The organism is Paenibacillus sp. EB106-05-06-XG162, from assembly GCF_058791655.1.
Genome location: NZ_JBYTDT010000014.1, coordinates 115,768 through 131,360 on the forward strand (window position 1 = coordinate 115,768; position 15,593 = coordinate 131,360).

At 47.0% G+C, this 15,593-nt stretch carries 16 protein-coding genes; 8 read left to right on the forward strand and 8 right to left on the reverse strand.

Features of this window, described 5'->3' with window-relative positions; all coding sequences use genetic code 11:
• Nucleotides 1-74 precede the first annotated feature (74 nt).
• Together AC3WU2_RS23825 and pdxK are read right to left on the reverse strand one after the other, a co-directional pair.
• On the reverse strand, nt 75-1,307 hold the full coding sequence (locus AC3WU2_RS23825) for an aminopeptidase (protein ID WP_492457479.1): 1,233 nt from the start codon (nt 1,305-1,307) through the stop codon (nt 75-77).
• 147 nt (nt 1,308-1,454) lie between these two features.
• Nucleotides 1,455-2,267 carry a pyridoxine/pyridoxal/pyridoxamine kinase gene (gene pdxK, locus AC3WU2_RS23830; RefSeq protein ID WP_492457480.1) on the reverse strand — a complete coding sequence of 271 codons (813 nt, stop codon included), beginning with the start codon at nt 2,265-2,267 and terminating at the stop codon, nt 1,455-1,457.
• 409 nt (nt 2,268-2,676) lie between these two features.
• Between pdxK and AC3WU2_RS23835 the strand changes: the two genes are divergently transcribed.
• Complete coding sequence (locus AC3WU2_RS23835; protein ID WP_492457481.1) at nt 2,677-3,525, forward strand: sugar phosphate isomerase/epimerase family protein; 849 nt, start codon at nt 2,677-2,679, stop codon at nt 3,523-3,525.
• A gap of 56 nt (nt 3,526-3,581) precedes the next feature.
• A complete protein-coding gene (locus AC3WU2_RS23840) occupies nt 3,582-4,268 on the forward strand; it encodes a TetR/AcrR family transcriptional regulator (protein ID WP_492457482.1) in 687 nt (228 codons plus the stop codon).
• Nucleotides 4,269-4,372: 104 nt separating this feature from the next.
• Here AC3WU2_RS23840 and AC3WU2_RS23845 read toward each other — a convergent pair whose 3' ends face one another.
• A complete protein-coding gene (locus AC3WU2_RS23845) occupies nt 4,373-5,119 on the reverse strand; it encodes an SDR family NAD(P)-dependent oxidoreductase (RefSeq protein WP_492457483.1) in 747 nt (248 codons plus the stop codon).
• 224 nt (nt 5,120-5,343) lie between these two features.
• On the opposite strand from AC3WU2_RS23845, the gene AC3WU2_RS23850 reads away from it, so the two are divergent.
• From AC3WU2_RS23850 to AC3WU2_RS23860, 3 genes are read left to right on the forward strand one after another with little or no spacing between them, the layout of a single operon-like run.
• Nucleotides 5,344-6,027: a futalosine hydrolase gene (locus AC3WU2_RS23850; protein WP_492457484.1), complete on the forward strand. Its 684-nt coding sequence runs from the start codon at nt 5,344-5,346 to the stop codon at nt 6,025-6,027.
• Nucleotides 6,028-6,858 carry a 1,4-dihydroxy-6-naphtoate synthase gene (locus tag AC3WU2_RS23855; RefSeq protein WP_492457485.1) on the forward strand — a complete coding sequence of 277 codons (831 nt, stop codon included), beginning with the start codon at nt 6,028-6,030 and terminating at the stop codon, nt 6,856-6,858.
• A 54-nt stretch (nt 6,859-6,912) separates the two neighbouring features.
• The gene (locus AC3WU2_RS23860; RefSeq protein WP_492457486.1) at nt 6,913-7,434 is read left to right on the forward strand and encodes an NAD(P)H-dependent oxidoreductase; all 522 of its coding nucleotides are present in this window, start codon (nt 6,913-6,915) and stop codon (nt 7,432-7,434) included.
• A gap of 115 nt (nt 7,435-7,549) precedes the next feature.
• Here AC3WU2_RS23860 and AC3WU2_RS23865 read toward each other — a convergent pair whose 3' ends face one another.
• Entirely contained in the window at nt 7,550-8,596 is a 1,047-nt protein-coding gene (locus AC3WU2_RS23865) for a S66 family peptidase (RefSeq protein WP_492457487.1), read from the reverse strand.
• A gap of 5 nt (nt 8,597-8,601) precedes the next feature.
• A complete protein-coding gene (locus AC3WU2_RS23870) occupies nt 8,602-9,612 on the reverse strand; it encodes a phosphotransferase enzyme family protein (RefSeq protein ID WP_492457488.1) in 1,011 nt (336 codons plus the stop codon).
• Nucleotides 9,613-9,793: 181 nt separating this feature from the next.
• Between AC3WU2_RS23870 and AC3WU2_RS23875 the strand changes: the two genes are divergently transcribed.
• On the forward strand, nt 9,794-10,696 hold the full coding sequence (locus AC3WU2_RS23875) for a DUF2167 domain-containing protein (protein ID WP_492457489.1): 903 nt from the start codon (nt 9,794-9,796) through the stop codon (nt 10,694-10,696).
• Nucleotides 10,697-10,752: 56 nt separating this feature from the next.
• Here the strand turns inward: AC3WU2_RS23875 and AC3WU2_RS23880 are convergent, their stop codons facing one another.
• The 3 genes from AC3WU2_RS23880 to AC3WU2_RS23890 form a co-directional block, all read right to left on the reverse strand.
• Nucleotides 10,753-11,511 carry a YheC/YheD family protein gene (locus AC3WU2_RS23880; protein WP_492457490.1) on the reverse strand — a complete coding sequence of 253 codons (759 nt, stop codon included), beginning with the start codon at nt 11,509-11,511 and terminating at the stop codon, nt 10,753-10,755.
• Between the two features lie 26 nt (nt 11,512-11,537).
• Nucleotides 11,538-12,659, reverse strand: a complete 1,122-nt coding sequence (locus AC3WU2_RS23885; protein WP_492457521.1) for a glycosyltransferase family 4 protein — start codon at nt 12,657-12,659, stop codon at nt 11,538-11,540.
• A 212-nt stretch (nt 12,660-12,871) separates the two neighbouring features.
• Nucleotides 12,872-13,153, reverse strand: a complete 282-nt coding sequence (locus tag AC3WU2_RS23890; RefSeq protein ID WP_492457491.1) for a hypothetical protein — start codon at nt 13,151-13,153, stop codon at nt 12,872-12,874.
• Between the two features lie 256 nt (nt 13,154-13,409).
• Here AC3WU2_RS23890 and AC3WU2_RS23895 point away from each other — a divergent pair, with 256 nt between their 5' ends.
• Nucleotides 13,410-14,909 (forward strand): sensor histidine kinase, encoded by a 1,500-nt coding sequence (locus AC3WU2_RS23895; protein ID WP_492457492.1) that lies wholly within the window; start codon nt 13,410-13,412, stop codon nt 14,907-14,909.
• A complete protein-coding gene (locus AC3WU2_RS23900) occupies nt 14,887-15,579 on the forward strand; it encodes a response regulator transcription factor (protein ID WP_492457493.1) in 693 nt (230 codons plus the stop codon). The genes AC3WU2_RS23895 and AC3WU2_RS23900 overlap by 23 nt, the downstream gene beginning before the upstream one ends.
• Nucleotides 15,580-15,593: the final 14 nt, after the last annotated feature.

A 15,593-nucleotide genomic window follows, 5' to 3' on the forward strand; every position in this document is an offset into this window, starting at 1 on the left:
AGTCAAGTGTTTTATGATATTGAAAAAGACTGCATCCCTATCGTAGGAGATGCAGTCTTTCTTATGGTCTTTGATTAGATTGCCCAGTTGCCGCCACGGAATACCGGAACCACAGTACCGTCTTGTTGAATGCCATCGATGTCCATGTTCGCAGAACCAATCATGAAGTCGACGTGTGTAATACTTGCGTTCACACCACTCGCATCCAATTCTTCTCTTGTCATTGTTTTGCCGCCTTCCACGTTGAACGCATAACCACTGCCGATCGCGAGGTGGTTGGATGCATTTTCATCGAATAAGGTATTGAAGAACAAAATGTTGGACTGTGAGATAGGGGACTCATGTGGAACTAGTGCAACTTCGCCCAAGTAGTGTGAGCCCTCATCTGTATCTACAAGCTGTTGCAAGATCGCTTGCCCTTGTTCGGCTTCAACCTTAACGATACGTCCTTCTTCAAAAGTTAATTTGAAGTTATCGATAATATTGCCGCCATAGCTCAGAGGCTTCGTGCTGGATACGTATCCGTTAACACCGTTTCTATAAGGTACTGTAAATACCTCTTCAGTTGGCATATTCGCCATGAATGCAACATCGCTCTCACTGGTGCTGCCTGCGCCCACCCAGAGGTGCTTCTCAGGCAATTCGATTGTGAGATCTGTTCCTGGTGCCGTGTAGTGAAGTTTGTGGAAGTGGTATCCGTTCAATACTTCGACTTTCTTATGTAGGTTCGCGTTGTGTTCTTCCCATGCATGAACCGGATCAGGTGTATTCAGACGAACAGATTCGAAGATCGCATTCCATAATAGCACTTGTGCTTCATCTGGCGTTACGTCTGGGAAGATCTTAGCAGCCCAGTTCTTCGTTGCAGCCGCAACAACCGTCCAGCTTACTTTGTCCGATTGTACATATTGACGGTACTTCTCGAGCGCCTGTCCTGAAGCTTTCTGGAAACTGCCGATTCGCTGTGGATCAATGCCTTTGAGCAAATCCGGGTTCGGGGATACGATCGCGATGAATGCTGCACGCGCATCCAAGAACGTATTACGCTTCGCAACTTCCCACTCTGGGAACTTCGTGAAGTGGTCGTCGGACGCGTTCTCGTATTTCAGTCGGGAGAGGGCCTCGTCTACCCAATCCACATGTACGTTGCTTGCGCCAGCTTCATACGCTTTCTTCGCCACGAGGCGGACGAGTTCTGTCATTTCGGTAGAACCTGTAATAAAGACTTGCTGGTCTTGTTGGACGTTAACGCCCACTTTAACGATAAGTTCGGCATATTGCGCTAATTGTTGTTCGAAAGTTGCCATGCGATCAATCTCCTTTTATTTCACGCAGAATTCTGCTTGGGATATGTTCTTATTGTATCAAATTTTCTCAATTTCTACATCGTTCCAACAACAAAGAAAATCTCGGCATCCATGATGGCGAGATTTCCTGTATATATAGTACCTATATTATTGACCAGATAGTCGATACCCCGCATGATTTGTTGGTCCAACATACTGATTTAATGCGAACGAATGGCGAATGGCCTCGGTAATGAATGCCTTCGCGGTATGAATGGCTTCTTTAACTTCGCGGCCTTTCGCGAGCTCTGCGGTGATCGCTGCGGAATAGGTGCAGCCTGCACCATGCGTGAAGGAAGTGCTGAATTTCTCGGATTGGAGCAGTTCGAAGTTCTTGCCATCATAGAGTACATCTACGGCTGCTTGTTCACTAGTCAGTTTACCGCCGCCTTTGACAAGGACATAAGCAGCGCCCTTCCCATGAATCTTCGCCGCAGCTTCTTTCATTTCATCCACGGTCTTAATCGGTGCCATACCGCTAAGCTGAGAAGCTTCGAACAGGTTCGGTGTAACGACAAGCGCCTTTGGTACGAGAATATCGCGTAGCGCCTCATTCGTCTCAGGGTGAAGGGCTTCATCTGCACCCTTACATACCATGACAGGATCGATAACGAAATTTCTAACGTTATATTGGTCGATCTTGCGTGCGACAAGTTCAATGATTTCAGTCGATCCGAGCATGCCGACTTTGGCAGCATCGACACCGATGCCTGCAAGAACGGTCTCGATTTGCTTCTCAAGTAGTGATAATTCGATCGGGAATACATCATGGAACCAGCCATTGTGCGGATCTTGAGCGACAATGACGGTGATTGCGGTCATGCCGAATACACCGCGTTCCTGAAACGTTTTGAGATCGGCTTGAAGGCCTGCACCGCCACTTGTATCGGAGCCGGCAATGGTTAGTGCTTTGTGCATCATATTTCTCTGTCCCCTTTGCTTCTATATCCAATTAGAGGTTGTTCAAAAAGTCATCATTTGATCACGAAGTCATTCGAGAAGTATATTCGACATCGAATCTTGCGTTCACCCTCGAAGTCCGGTACTCATTTAGGTTTTGCCTAAACTCCGTTCCTCCTTCTTCTGGTTCACGCAACCTTCTCGGTGCTGAAATGCCGACTTTTTGAACACGCACCATAAGTATAAGGTTTTGGTCTCTGAAAGTTAAGTTATAATTTAATATTTGCGAATCGCGTTCGTTCCATGCTGTACGGCAAATAGATGAAGATTGAACCCATTTTTAGATAAGAAAGGGGAAGCATGGCATACTCCATGTTGAATATAATGACGATGTAAGGGTTTACAATTTAATTTAAGTAGGAGGGGTAACATGAATCACATTCCAATCGGTCTACAATTATACTCTGTTCGCGAAGCGATGGCTCAAGATTTCTTAGGTACGTTACGTCAAGTGGCGGACATCGGTTATACCCATGTGGAGTTCGCTTTTCATAACACATCGAATGATGGTAGCTTCGAGGTTGGTTATACAGCGCAAGAGCTCAAATCGAATATGGAGCAGATGGGGCTCCAGGTTGTAACGAGTCATGTCTCCTATCATCCGAATTTAGACTGGGATCAAGTCATTCGTTATCATGCAGAGCTGGGCAGCGGCGGTGTTGTTTTGCCTGGTTATTTCTTCAAGGATAAGGATGATGCGCTTCGTCTGGCAGAATGGTTGAATGCTTCTGGGAAGAAGTGCAGAGCGGAAGGCATGGACTTCTATTACCACAACCATTTTCATGAGTTTCAAGCGTTCGATGGTCAGACAATCATGGATATTCTGCTGGAGAATACCGATCCGTCACACGTGCTCGTGGAATTCGATACATATTGGGCTATGCGGGCAGGCGTGGATCCGATCGCGTATATGGACCAGCTGGGAAACCGACTAGGGTTATTGCATCAGAAAGATTTGAGCGCTTCTGCATCGCCCGTGAACTTATTCGAGCTCGAGCAAGTCTCGGGTGTTCTAACGCCGGAGGTTGTCTTCAGTACCGTGAAGCCAGAGGATTTCGTCGAGATTGGAACGGGTGTAATGGATATTCCGGGAATCTTGAAGAAAGTAGAAGAACTCGAATCGGTAAAATATATTATTCTGGAGCAGGATGTAACGACGAAGTCCGAGCTTGAGAGTGTGCGTGAAAGCTATCAGAATATGATGAAGCTGCTTAAGTAGTACATAGAGATTCGCCTGATGAACCTTCTTACACGACCTGTGAAGAAGGTTTTTTGGTGTTCAATCTAGAGTTTCCCGTCTATACTAAGAACATTATGATGGTAAAGGATATGGATATTGTGGAGAGACAAACGAGACAAGACCCGCGTGTGATGCGAACCAAACGATTACTTCGCGATGCACTGATTAGGCTCATGGAAGAACGGGAATTCGATCATATTACCGTACAGGATATCTCCGATCACGCGACAGTGAAGCGGGCAACGTTCTATCTGCATTTCAAGGATAAGGTTGATTTGCTAGAGAGTTGTATCGATACGGTATTGGATGAGTTCCAGCGTGAAGTGAGTATTCGTCATGAAGATGAGGAATTTGATTATACAATAGGTAAGCCGCACCCGAATTTTATTCAGATGTTCCATCAGATCGCAATACATTTTCATTTTTATCGTGCACTGCTAGTAACGAATCGCATTCCTTATTTTACGCAAGGCTTAATGGCAGTCATTCATGAGTTCGTCTCGACCGGGATTAACCGTACAGAGCCGGATGATAACAACCTAACAGCGAGACGAGAAATTATTATTAAATATGTCGAATCTGCTTTTCTTGAAGTGATCATCTGGTGGGTAGAGCAGAATATGCCGTATTCCGAAGAAGAAATGGCATCACAGTTGATGGATCTATCCATACAAGGGCCATATATTCGTAATCCGGTATTGGAAGCGAAGAAAGGGCAGTAAAACAACATCGAATGATATCTTCGCAGATGCTGCACTGGACACATTAAAGTGAGAGAGCCCCCATCCAACGTGGACGGGGGCTTATTTTTTGAATGATATTCGATTTAGATCGCTGTCCAGCCACCGTCAATAACAAGCTCTGCACCCGTCATGAAACGGGATTCATCGGATGCCAAGAAGAGCACGCCGTAAGCAACGTCTTCTGGATTACCGAAGTATGGAAGCTGTGTGAACGTACGGTAGTATGGTTCAGCCGATTTGAATGATTCCTCCGTCATTGGTGTTACGATAATACCTGGATGTACGGAGTTCACGCGGATTTTATCCTTACCATATTCTACAGCAGCGGATTTCGACAAGGTACGAAGTGCGCCTTTGGCAGCTGTGTAAGGGCTTGTTCCGGCCATACCGACGATACCACCGATGGAAGAGATGTTAATGAGCGAGCCGCCGCCTGCTTTTTTCATTTCAGGAATAACATATTTCATACCGATGACACAACCGTTGAGGTTGATATCCAAAATACGATTCCATTCATTCATTTCCATATGCTCGATCGTTTTTGGTGAAGCGACACCAGCGTTATTGACCAGAATATCAATCTTACCGTAGTGGTTAATTGTTTCTTGAATGACATGTTTCCATTCTTCTTCAGATGTTACGTTATGTTTCAGCCCGATAGCTTCGCCACCGTTTGCTTTGATTTTCGTGATAAGCTCGTGCAAATGTGTTTCTTGGATGTCTGTTGCTACAACCTTAGCGCCTTCTTGTGCGAAGAGCATGGCTTCAGATGCGCCCATTCCTGTTGCTGCTCCGGTAATAATAGCTACTTTACCTGTTAAACGTCCCATGATGATCAACCTTCTTATCTTTAGAATGTATGATTTGCCTGCAAGCGATATCATTGGATCGGGTCCCTACTTGTAGTATACATTTTTGTGATAGAATTGTGAAGTATTTTACAGAATGTCAATTAAAATAATCACAACTTCAGATCATTTTCAATTTGTGACAAAGCATGATACCCTATTTATATAAGGTTGTAGGGAGTAGAAGGTGTAAAGGAGATTGGAAAATGATGACACGTCATAATGATGCAGACGCGGAAGTAGAACGAAAATTACGTGTTCTCATGATGACTTCGGTGGAAGCTGAAAGACAAGCCGTGTTACGCGGACTCCAAGATCATCAGCGGTTCGATGTATGTGTGGCAGGTGTAGGCTCTGTACAGGCTGCGATTAACACAACGAAGGCACTTCAAACAGCGACCTACGATATGGTTGTGAACGCAGGCATCGCGGGGGGATTCGTGGGCCGCGCTGCGATAGGTTCCTTGGTCGTGTCGAACGCGATTATCGCTGCGGATCTTGGCGCTGAGTCTGCGGATGGGTTTATTTCAGTGGACGAGCTCGGGTTTGGAACGGCACGAATTGCAGTGGATGATTCGCTGGTGGAGCGGGTGACTGAAGGGCTGCGTGCAGCCGATCTATCTGTACAAGCAGGAATGATTCTAACCTTATCGACGGTTACGGGGACACAGGAGACGGCTGAATCGCTCGCGACTCGGTTCCCAGCAGCTGTCGCTGAAGCGATGGAAGGGTACGGCGTTGCTGCTGCTGCAGCGGCTTATGGCATTCCTGTGCTTGAGCTCCGCTCGATTTCGAACAGCATTGGTCCGCGCAATCGTGATGCTTGGCGGATTCCAGAAGCGTTGAACGCCTTGACTTTGGCTAGTGCTCGATTAGAGGAGGTATTATAAATGGAAATTGCATTTTCACCTTGTCCCAATGATACATTTGTCTTTCATGCTTGGGTGCATGGATTGATTCCAGGCGCACCAGAACTTGACGTGATGTATGCGGATATTGATATTACGAATCATTTGGCAGCAAGAGGTGAAGGGCCCGACGTGCTCAAAATCTCGTATGCTGCGCTGCCATGGTTACTTAAAGATTACGCATTGCTCCCGTGCGGCGGTGCGCTTGGGCGGGGCTGCGGCCCGCTTGTACTTATGAAGGATGGCGGGTCGGATCCGGCGTCATTGTCTGGTAAGAGGATCGCCGTTCCAAGTGATCGGTCGACAGCTTACTTATTGTTCCGACTTTGGGCAGCCGATCATGTGCCTGGGGGTCTAGGGGAAATTGTCGTTATGCCGTTCGATCAGATTATGCCAGCTGTGCGAGACGGCCAGATGGATGCAGGTCTCGTGATTCATGAGGCGCGCTTCACTTATCCCGATTACGGCTTGTCATTGATGACGGATTTAGGGCAGTGGTGGGAGACAGATACGGGGTTGCCGATCCCCCTTGGCGCGATAATTGCGCGTAGATCGATGGATCTGGAAGCTCTAGCCGGTTGGATTAAGGCTTCTGTCGAATACGCATGGGCACATCCAGAGGTATCAAGGGCGTATATCCTTCAGCATGCGCAAGAATTATCGCCTGAGGTGGCGGCAGCGCATATTGATCTCTATGTGAATAAATTTACTGCGAACCTAGGGGAAGACGGTTATGCGGCGATCACCGCTTTACTCACACGCGCTGCGGATGAAGGGCTTGTACCTCGAATAGATCCAGCGTTATTACGCTAATTGTGATAAGGTATACTTGTGAGGAAACGAGAGGGAAAAGGAGACAGCTTAGATATGAAAATTCTTGTGAACATTGCACATCCCAATATAGAGGGATCGCGTGTAAATGCAACGTGGTTAAGAGCATTAGAGAGACAACATAACGTTTCCATTAATGAACTCTACAAAGAGTATCCGGATGAGAAGATTGATGTCGAACGTGAGCATGAATTATGTCTTTCACATGATCGGATTGTATTACAGTTTCCATTCTATTGGTACAGTTCTCCGCCACTCTTAAAGAAGTGGCAAGATGAGGTATTGACCTATGGATGGGCCTACGGGGCCGAAGGCAATAAGCTGCACGGCAAAGAGCTGATTCTGGCGGTGTCCACGGGAAGTGAAGCGGGCAAATATCAAGCCGGCGGCGGCAATCACTTCTCGATGAGTGAGCTGCTGAAGCCATTCCTCGCCACGAGTAATTTGATTGGGACGGTGTACAAGCCTGCATTTATTTACCATGGCGCACTGGGGGCGACGGATGAAGCGATTGAAGCTAGCGCAAGAGATTATGTGGCGTACATCCAGCAGCCATAGGAATGGGATATATGTGAATTAAGAAGGAGACCAAGATTGATCTTGGTCTCCTTTTTGGTGAATTCCGCACCAGGATGTGTTCAAAAGCGAGGCCAATTTGACCTAGGTTAGCTTGTTATTCAAATAACATGACGACCTTGCCTTGGCCTTCTTGATAGGTAACTGTGGTGAGTGCGCCATTAATGAGCGTCAGTTGCGGTGGCATGTGGCCGATATCCGCGTCATACAAGACTGGGACCCCAAGATCGCCTAGTGCTGCGGTGAGGGCGTCGGTCAATTCAAAGTTTTGTATCGATGAATATCCAGCAGGTCTGCCGATCAGAATGCCCTTCGCGTGTTCGAACCAGCCGCACTGCTTCATCTGCCAGAGATGGCGGTAGATATCGGCGGCGTTCATCTCACAGCTCTCCAGATACCAGATGACACCAGATTCACGGCAGTAGTCTTGAACGAATTGCTGAACAGGGGCGTATGGCGTCCCGATCAGAATGGAGATCGTATCCATACAGCCGCCGATTAATCGACCTGTGAAGGAAATCTCAGGTGTTGAAGAAGCCGATACGCCTCTAACGAGGGATTTCCATTCTGACTTCGTATCCAGATTGAACCCGGGTACTTCATGATTCCATGCCGCTTGATAGTGCGTGGATGAGACTTGCTCAACTGCAGAGCCTTTAGGGTTACCGAGTACAGTGAGCCAACGTGCGGTTAAGGGATCTAATGGATCCGAGCTTAAGTCTACATAGTTCGGGCCATGCGCCGTTGCTATACCTGTGCGTAACGTATAAGCGAATAAGAACGTGCTGATATCGGAGTACCCGAGCACCCACTTCGGAGGGGCTTGCTTCAATTGTTCCCAATCGAGAAGTGGAAGGATATCCATCAGGAATTCGCCGCCCCATGGCGGAATGATCGCCTGGATGTTCGGATGCATTAGGAAATCCATCAGCTCGCGAGCTCTTACTTCTTGTGGTGCACTGACGCATTTGTTATGGGTCCAAATCGTATCGCCTTCCTGAATGTTAAATCCAATCTGTTCCATATGGATGCGGGTCTTATGCAAGAGCGGATGAAGATCCGTAGTTACACCGCTCGAGGGCGCGGTTACAGCAATCGTATCGCCTTGCGCAAGAGGTTTGGGAAAGATGATTTGCTTCGTCATAGACTTCACTCCTTTATAAGATGGGTAGGCCAGGCGTTGCCAAATTGTAGTCTTTTATTTGTGTTGCTAGCAAGCAATTTAAGCTTTAATCCCTCATACCAATCGGTTGCTTCTTCTGGATTCATATTACTATTTTCGAGTGACCGAAGAATTCTAGCAAATGTATATAGCCGGGAGAATCTAAGAAAAAGTGGGAACTGCCCGATGAGTTCTTCATCCAATGCGCGAATAGATTTATATCCCTTCAGGAATTGGTCTATTTTTACCCGAGATGTCTGTGTGTCTTGCTCCAATAAGTCAACGAGTGCAGCGACAATATCCATAGCGAACCAATGATAGTGAGCATCGTCGAAGTCAAATACATGAAATTGCTTACTTGATTCATCCCAATGGACATTGTCCGTCTGAAAATCGTAATGAATGAGTCCAAAATTTTCTGTCGTGCAGGGAAGAGTCTCTAGCCATGTTACCATCCGACGCAGTTCAGCAATAGCTTCATGTTCCTCAGGATGCTGATGAAGAATAGATCTGACGGTGTGTACCACATCCTGCCAATGATAACGCTTAGCGCTTACCGGCTCAAATGCAGCAGCGTGCGAATGTAGTTTAGCAAGAGATTGTCCCCACTGAAAAAATTGATCGTCTGACATGGTCTCCATATTGAGCGGAGCACCCGCTGCTTGACGAAAAACAACACCATAGTATTCTTGTCCGTTAAGCTGAACAGTCTCAATAAGTCGACCATTCACTGAACTCACGGGTTCAACGCTTGGATACATTTGCTTGCGCAGATATTGAATGAATTCAAGTTCAGCCTCGATTTGTAAGTGCGTATGATCTTGTTGATCCGAGAATCTTAGAAAGTAACGCTCACTTTCTCGTTCAAAGGCATATACAAAATTGGAGCTAGCCCGCCAGAAGGTGAGTGTGCCAGCGTCGTATTCCCAATGCTGAATGAGCTGTAATGCGACTTGATCCGAAACAAGTCCGATCACCATGTTACGTAAATTCATCATTTGTATGGCTTCCTCTCTCTGGTATGTAAAAAGGCTATTGGTCTTGCTCCCCATCATACCATAATATACCACTAAAGACCTATCCGACTTGCGTCATATAGGAACATAGTCCTCTTGACGCATAATTTCATACTCGTCTATAATACGTTGGTACTTTTTTCTAGAAAAGGAGAGAATATGAATGGAAGCAACAAGGCGATCAATACCTTACCTGATCCTTGCGTTCGTCGTGGCATTGGGGACGGTATTTGGATCAACTGCAGCATGGGCTGAGGAGGCAGGAGACACGTACAACTGGATTCCAGGAGGTACGGCTGTTGATCTTGGCAGCAAATTGGCTTCACTGAACTTGGACAAAGAGATGGTGTTCCTAGGTGCCGAAGATACTCAAAAAATGCAGCAGAAATACAATGGTTACGCAACGAATAAAGAGATTGGATCCGTCTTCCCGATGGATGAGAAAGCGGGCTGGGCGGTTATCTTCGAATACGATGAACCAGGCCATATCGTTGATGACGAGAAAGAGGACATCGATGCCGACGGTATTCTAAAGAGTTACAAAGAAGGAACGGAAGAGAACAACAAGACGCTAGAAGATAGCCAAAAATTGTACGTGGATGGATGGGATGTAGCGCCGTTCTATGATGACAAGTCGCATCATTTGTCATGGTCGCTGCTGGGGCATGATTCCAATAATGAGAAGTTTATTAATTATAATGTTCGCCTGTTGTCCAAAGAAGGCTATGTATCCGCTGTGCTCATATCGGATCCAGCGAACTTGGCACACGATAAGAAAGAATTGGAAGATAAAATCCTTCCGAATTTCAGCTTCAAATCCGGTGCGAAATATGAAGAATATGATGCAAGTGTAGACAAGACCGCAGAATATGGGTTGTCGGGATTGATTCTTGGCGCTGCGGGGATCGCGGTCGCGAAGAAGGTGGGACTTCTGGCCTTGGGACTCGTTTTCTTGAAGAAGGCTTGGTTCCTGGTCATTGCGATTCCTGTAGCAATATGGAATTTCATTAGACGCAGATCGACGAAGAAAGCAGAGGAAGAAGCACCAGTCTCGGAAGCGCCATAGTCTAGCTATTAATAAAGGGGGGCTCTGGTCGAGCCTCCCTTTTGTACGAAAGAGCGTTATTTCTTCTTTTTCTTCGTTCTCGCCTCATAAGATCTTGCATAGGACATAATTTTACGGAAAATGGCTTTATTCGGATGTTTCTTGAAAATATACCGATCCGGTGAGGTATTCACCTCAAATATCCATGGTCTACGCGCCCCATCCAATCCGATATCCACCCCAAGCTCACAGACGCCCGCGAAGTTACGCTGCATCGCTTGGCCTGTACGGACGCCAATTCGGTTCAGTTCGACGGTCTTCTTACGTAAATCGTCCTTCGACAAATATGGGCTTAACAGAGGTTCGAGCGGCTTCGGTGTCCCTCCGCTATGATAGTTCGTTACGATTTTTTTCGGTGCGGCTACTCGCCCGATAATGCCAGTCGTTTCCCATTGATGTTTGGGATTAAGTTGCACCATCACACGTAGATCAAAGGCATGTTTCTGGTGTTTGAGCAATTCAATGCCCGTCTGAATTAAATAGGATCGCTTACCTATCATCTTTTTCAGTGCATCGTACATCAAGTTATACGTGTTGAATTTATATATTTTTTCTTTGGATTGGTACTGAAAATGCTTCTGATGTTTCTCAACGCGTATGACACCTTTGCCGAATGAGCCGTTCTCCGGTTTGACATAGAGCATCGCATACTTCTTCAGCATCGTATTCAAATTCTGATCGTTGAACCTCACCGTCGTAGGAATAATTGCTCGCAATTGGTTGTCTTTTAACAGGGCCAGTGTTTTCTTCCATTTGCTTGAGATATAACGTGACATCTGAGCTCCTTTCTCTAACGCGCTAGTTAGGTCTGATGTTTAGTGTACAGCTTGATTAAGCGGTCCGCCGTTCCTTGCCAGCTGAACTGTTTTTTGACATGGGTAAGTCCAGTGCGACGGATGGACTTGGCGAATTTATGTTGACTGGCAAGACGCTGAATGGCTGTGGCAAAGGCTGAAGGCTCATGGAATCGTCTAATGAGGATACCGTTCTTTTCATGGCGGATGATCTCGCGAATCCCTCCGATGTCAGATGCGACAACGGGCAGACCGGATGCCATGGCCTCGATATTGACGAGTCCGAAGGCTTCATGCTTCTGGGAAGGACAGACGAAGCAGTCTCCTGCCCAATAGAATTGATGCATGCGTTTATGGGCATAGTATCCGGCCATTTTCATCGGTACTTTTAGCTGCGCAGCAAGCTTCTTCACTTGGGCGCCATAGCCTTTGCGTTGTGTACTCCCTGCGACAAGGAGTTGTAAGTTCGGAACCGACTTCTTAGCATGATGTATAGCGCGAATAAGTACGGGTAAGCCTTTCCGCGGAATGATTCGACCCGCAAAGGCCACCACATACGCGCCTGACACGCCAAGCTTCGCGCGAACAGAACTTCGCTCCTTATCTGTCGGAGGTCTGAAGCGATGGACGTCTGTGCCGAGATATACAACTTTGATTCTATTTTTGATCTTTGGATAACGTACGAGGAGCTCTGACTTTAATGATTGGCTGTTCGCGATGATCAAATCGGCATATTGCATGCAATGAGCGGCTTCTTGACGAGGAATCTGGGACGAGCTGACAAAGGTTAGTGAGTGAAGGAATAATGAAAGCGGGATATGCGGGAACATTTTTTTGATTTTTGGCAAGAAGCGTGGTCGGTTATCGACTTGAATCACATCAAAATGCCTGCCCTTGATTTTGGCTAGGACAGCTTTCAAATATTTGGTAGGTGAGCCGGAATCGACACGTTCTATGGTAAGGTTACCGTCTTGCGTCTTGTTTGGGTACTTGGGCGTTTTCTTACTGATGACGGTCACTTTATGCGATTTAGCCAGGCGACGAGCGATGGCAAGAATACAAATTTCTACGGAACCACCTTTGATCGGTGGGACAGGAATTTGTTCAGGGGCGACAATAAGAATTTTAATGGGTGCACCTCCTTCGGCTAGACTTTCCGCGCCTGTTGTACGCGCGTAGGGCGCTTCAACTGAAATATCATATGTACGTGCGTAGAGGGCTGAGCGGGCTGAAGTCTACCAATGAACAACATGGGCTCATGCGGAGAGGGAGGACATGCAAATAACGGCAACCGGTTCCGAATGCGTTTTTTCGGAGAAGGGTTGCCGTAGAATCGAACATATTATTTTTGGGGTGAGCTGGAGGTGCCTCCAGCCGTGCTCTTCGTGGTCTTTGTCGCGAGTTCTTTCAGTGTATTGATCGTCTCTTGTTCTTTGATGGCATGGCGCATCTTATATTCATCAATGGCTTGCATGCCCCCATACAGTAGAACACAGTAGCTGACAGTAGTTAGAATCGCAAATAGAAGTCTCCTACTATTTCGTTCTAGCACGGCATGAAGCAGAAAGCCGAGGCTTGCGCAGAATATTCCTAATCCAATAAAAAATATGATTGTCCACATCATCTGATTTGATCGCTCCAGGTACGAAAGTCATAGGTTATAGGTAAATATACCCGATGTCATTATAATCCCGCAAGCGACTATGTTCAACTACCATCAATGAACAATCAAATGAGCTTCCGGAACACCCCGTGAATTTAAGCTTTGAAGAGATCGAACCTCAGGCCTGAGCAGCCTGAGGTTCTTTTTTTCAAAATAGCAAAACGTTCATCGCATATGATAAGATGTGGACTAACTATGCACGCGAGAAGGTGAGATCATGTCGATCCGTATTAAATTATTACTGTCCTATACAGGCATGCTGGTCATTAGCCTACTCATGATCGTGCTTACCGCTGCGCTCTTTACGATTGCATCGACCGGGGATGTGCACAGTTTCCGGGATTTCTATAAAGTGCATTACCAGATCAATCCCTTGACGGAACAGGGGGAGTCGATCTTCCTCGATTTGAAGTATTTGGCCAAAAATGATCCTGATGAATTGCAGAACAAGTCGCTGCTGCGGGATTATGATTTTAAGCTGCGGGCTGAGAAATCAGGACTTTATGTCCGGCATGAAAGTGATCAAATCTATGAATCTCTGACGTTCAATCAGCCTGAATTGAAGCAGGCGCTCCCGCCGTACGACCTGGGGAACAGTAAAATCCGCAGCACATTCAATATTGGAGCCCGATTCTATGCTTATGCCAAGTTTGACTTTATGTTCAAGGACGGGACCAAGGGCGGCGTGTTCGTCATTCGAGAACGTAGTCCTTTTGCCGAAGTCGTACGTAATCTACTCCCGATCCTATCGATTATGCTGGTCGGTGTCTTAGTCATAGCGAATATATTGCTCTATCGCTGGCTGACGCGCAGCGTGATCAAGCCGCTTCACCTGCTTCGTGACTCTGCGGAACGTATTAAGGACGGCAATCTGCAATTCGAACTGAATCTCCATTCGAAGGATGAGATGGGGCAACTTAGCGGGGCCTTCGAGAGTATGCGGCAACGGCTGCAAGAATCGGTACAGCTGCAGCTGCAATATGAGGAGAATCGGAAAGAGTTAATCTCGAATATCTCGCATGACCTACGAACGCCAATCACGAATATTAAAGGGTATATCGAGGGCATTCGCGACGGTGTTGCGGATACGCCAGAGAAAATGGAGAAGTACGTCAATATCATCTATGCTAAGGCAGTCGATATGGATAAACTGGTGGATGAGTTATTCCTCTATTCCAAATTGGATCTGAATCAAGTGCCGTTCACCTTCGAGCCGGTCAATATTGTGCGCTTCCTGGACGATTGCATCGAGGAGCTGCGTTATGACCTGGAAGATCAGGGTGTCGGGATCACCTGGAATCAGCACGAAGCGGGCGAGGTCTTGGTCATTGCCGATCTTGAGAAATTAAAGCGGACGGTGCTGAATATCATCGGCAACTCGCTCAAATATATGGATAAGCCGCACAAGGAAATCCGAGTATCGCTTATGCCAGCTGCCGACACCGTCATGGTGGAAATAACAGATAACGGCAGGGGTATCCCACAGGATGCGCTACCGCATATTTTCGAGCGGTTCTATCGTGCCGAGTCTTCACGCAATTCCGTAACGGGCGGAAGTGGCCTAGGGCTTGCGATTGCAAGTCAAATTATTGAAGGACACGGAGGTTCGATCTGGGCGGCAAGTCAGGAAGGAGAAGGCACGAGTATATTTTTCACATTGAAACGGTTAATGAACGAGGGAGGCATGGAGCTGGATGACACGAATTCTAATCATTGAGGATGAGACGACCATTGCACAGCTGGAGCGGGATTATTTCGAACTGAATGGGTTCGTGGTGGATCTGTGCCATACCGGGAATGAAGGGATGCAGCGTGCACTGCAAGAAGACTATAGTCTAATCATTATCGACTTGCAGCTGCCAGGAATGGACGGGTTCGAATTATGCCGCCGCATTCGGGAAGCGAAGGAAGTTCCGATCTTGATCGTATCGGCGAAGAAAGAAGAAATTGATAAAATCCGTGCCTTCAATCTCGGGGCGGATGATTATATTACGAAGCCGTTCAGTCCGAGCGAATTGGTTGCCAGGGCGAAAGCCCATCTGACAAGGTATGAGCGTCTGCTTGGCAAACAGAAGCCGAGTGCACTGGATGAGATTCATATTCGTGGTTTGTTCATCGACAGAGCCTCGCGCAGAGTATTCGTCCGCAACAAGGAGGTCGCGATTACGAACAGAGAATTTGATCTACTGGCATTTCTCGCGAGCAATCCGAACCGTGTTTTCAGCAAAGAAGATCTGTTCGAGCGGATTTGGGGCCTTGATTCGAGTGGAGATATTGCGACTGTGACCGTGCATGTTCGCAAGCTGCGTGAGAAGCTGGAGGTCGATCCATCGAACCCGCAATATATCGAGACTGTGTGGGGTGCAGGGTATCGTTTTACCGTGTAATGCAGGGAAGACTC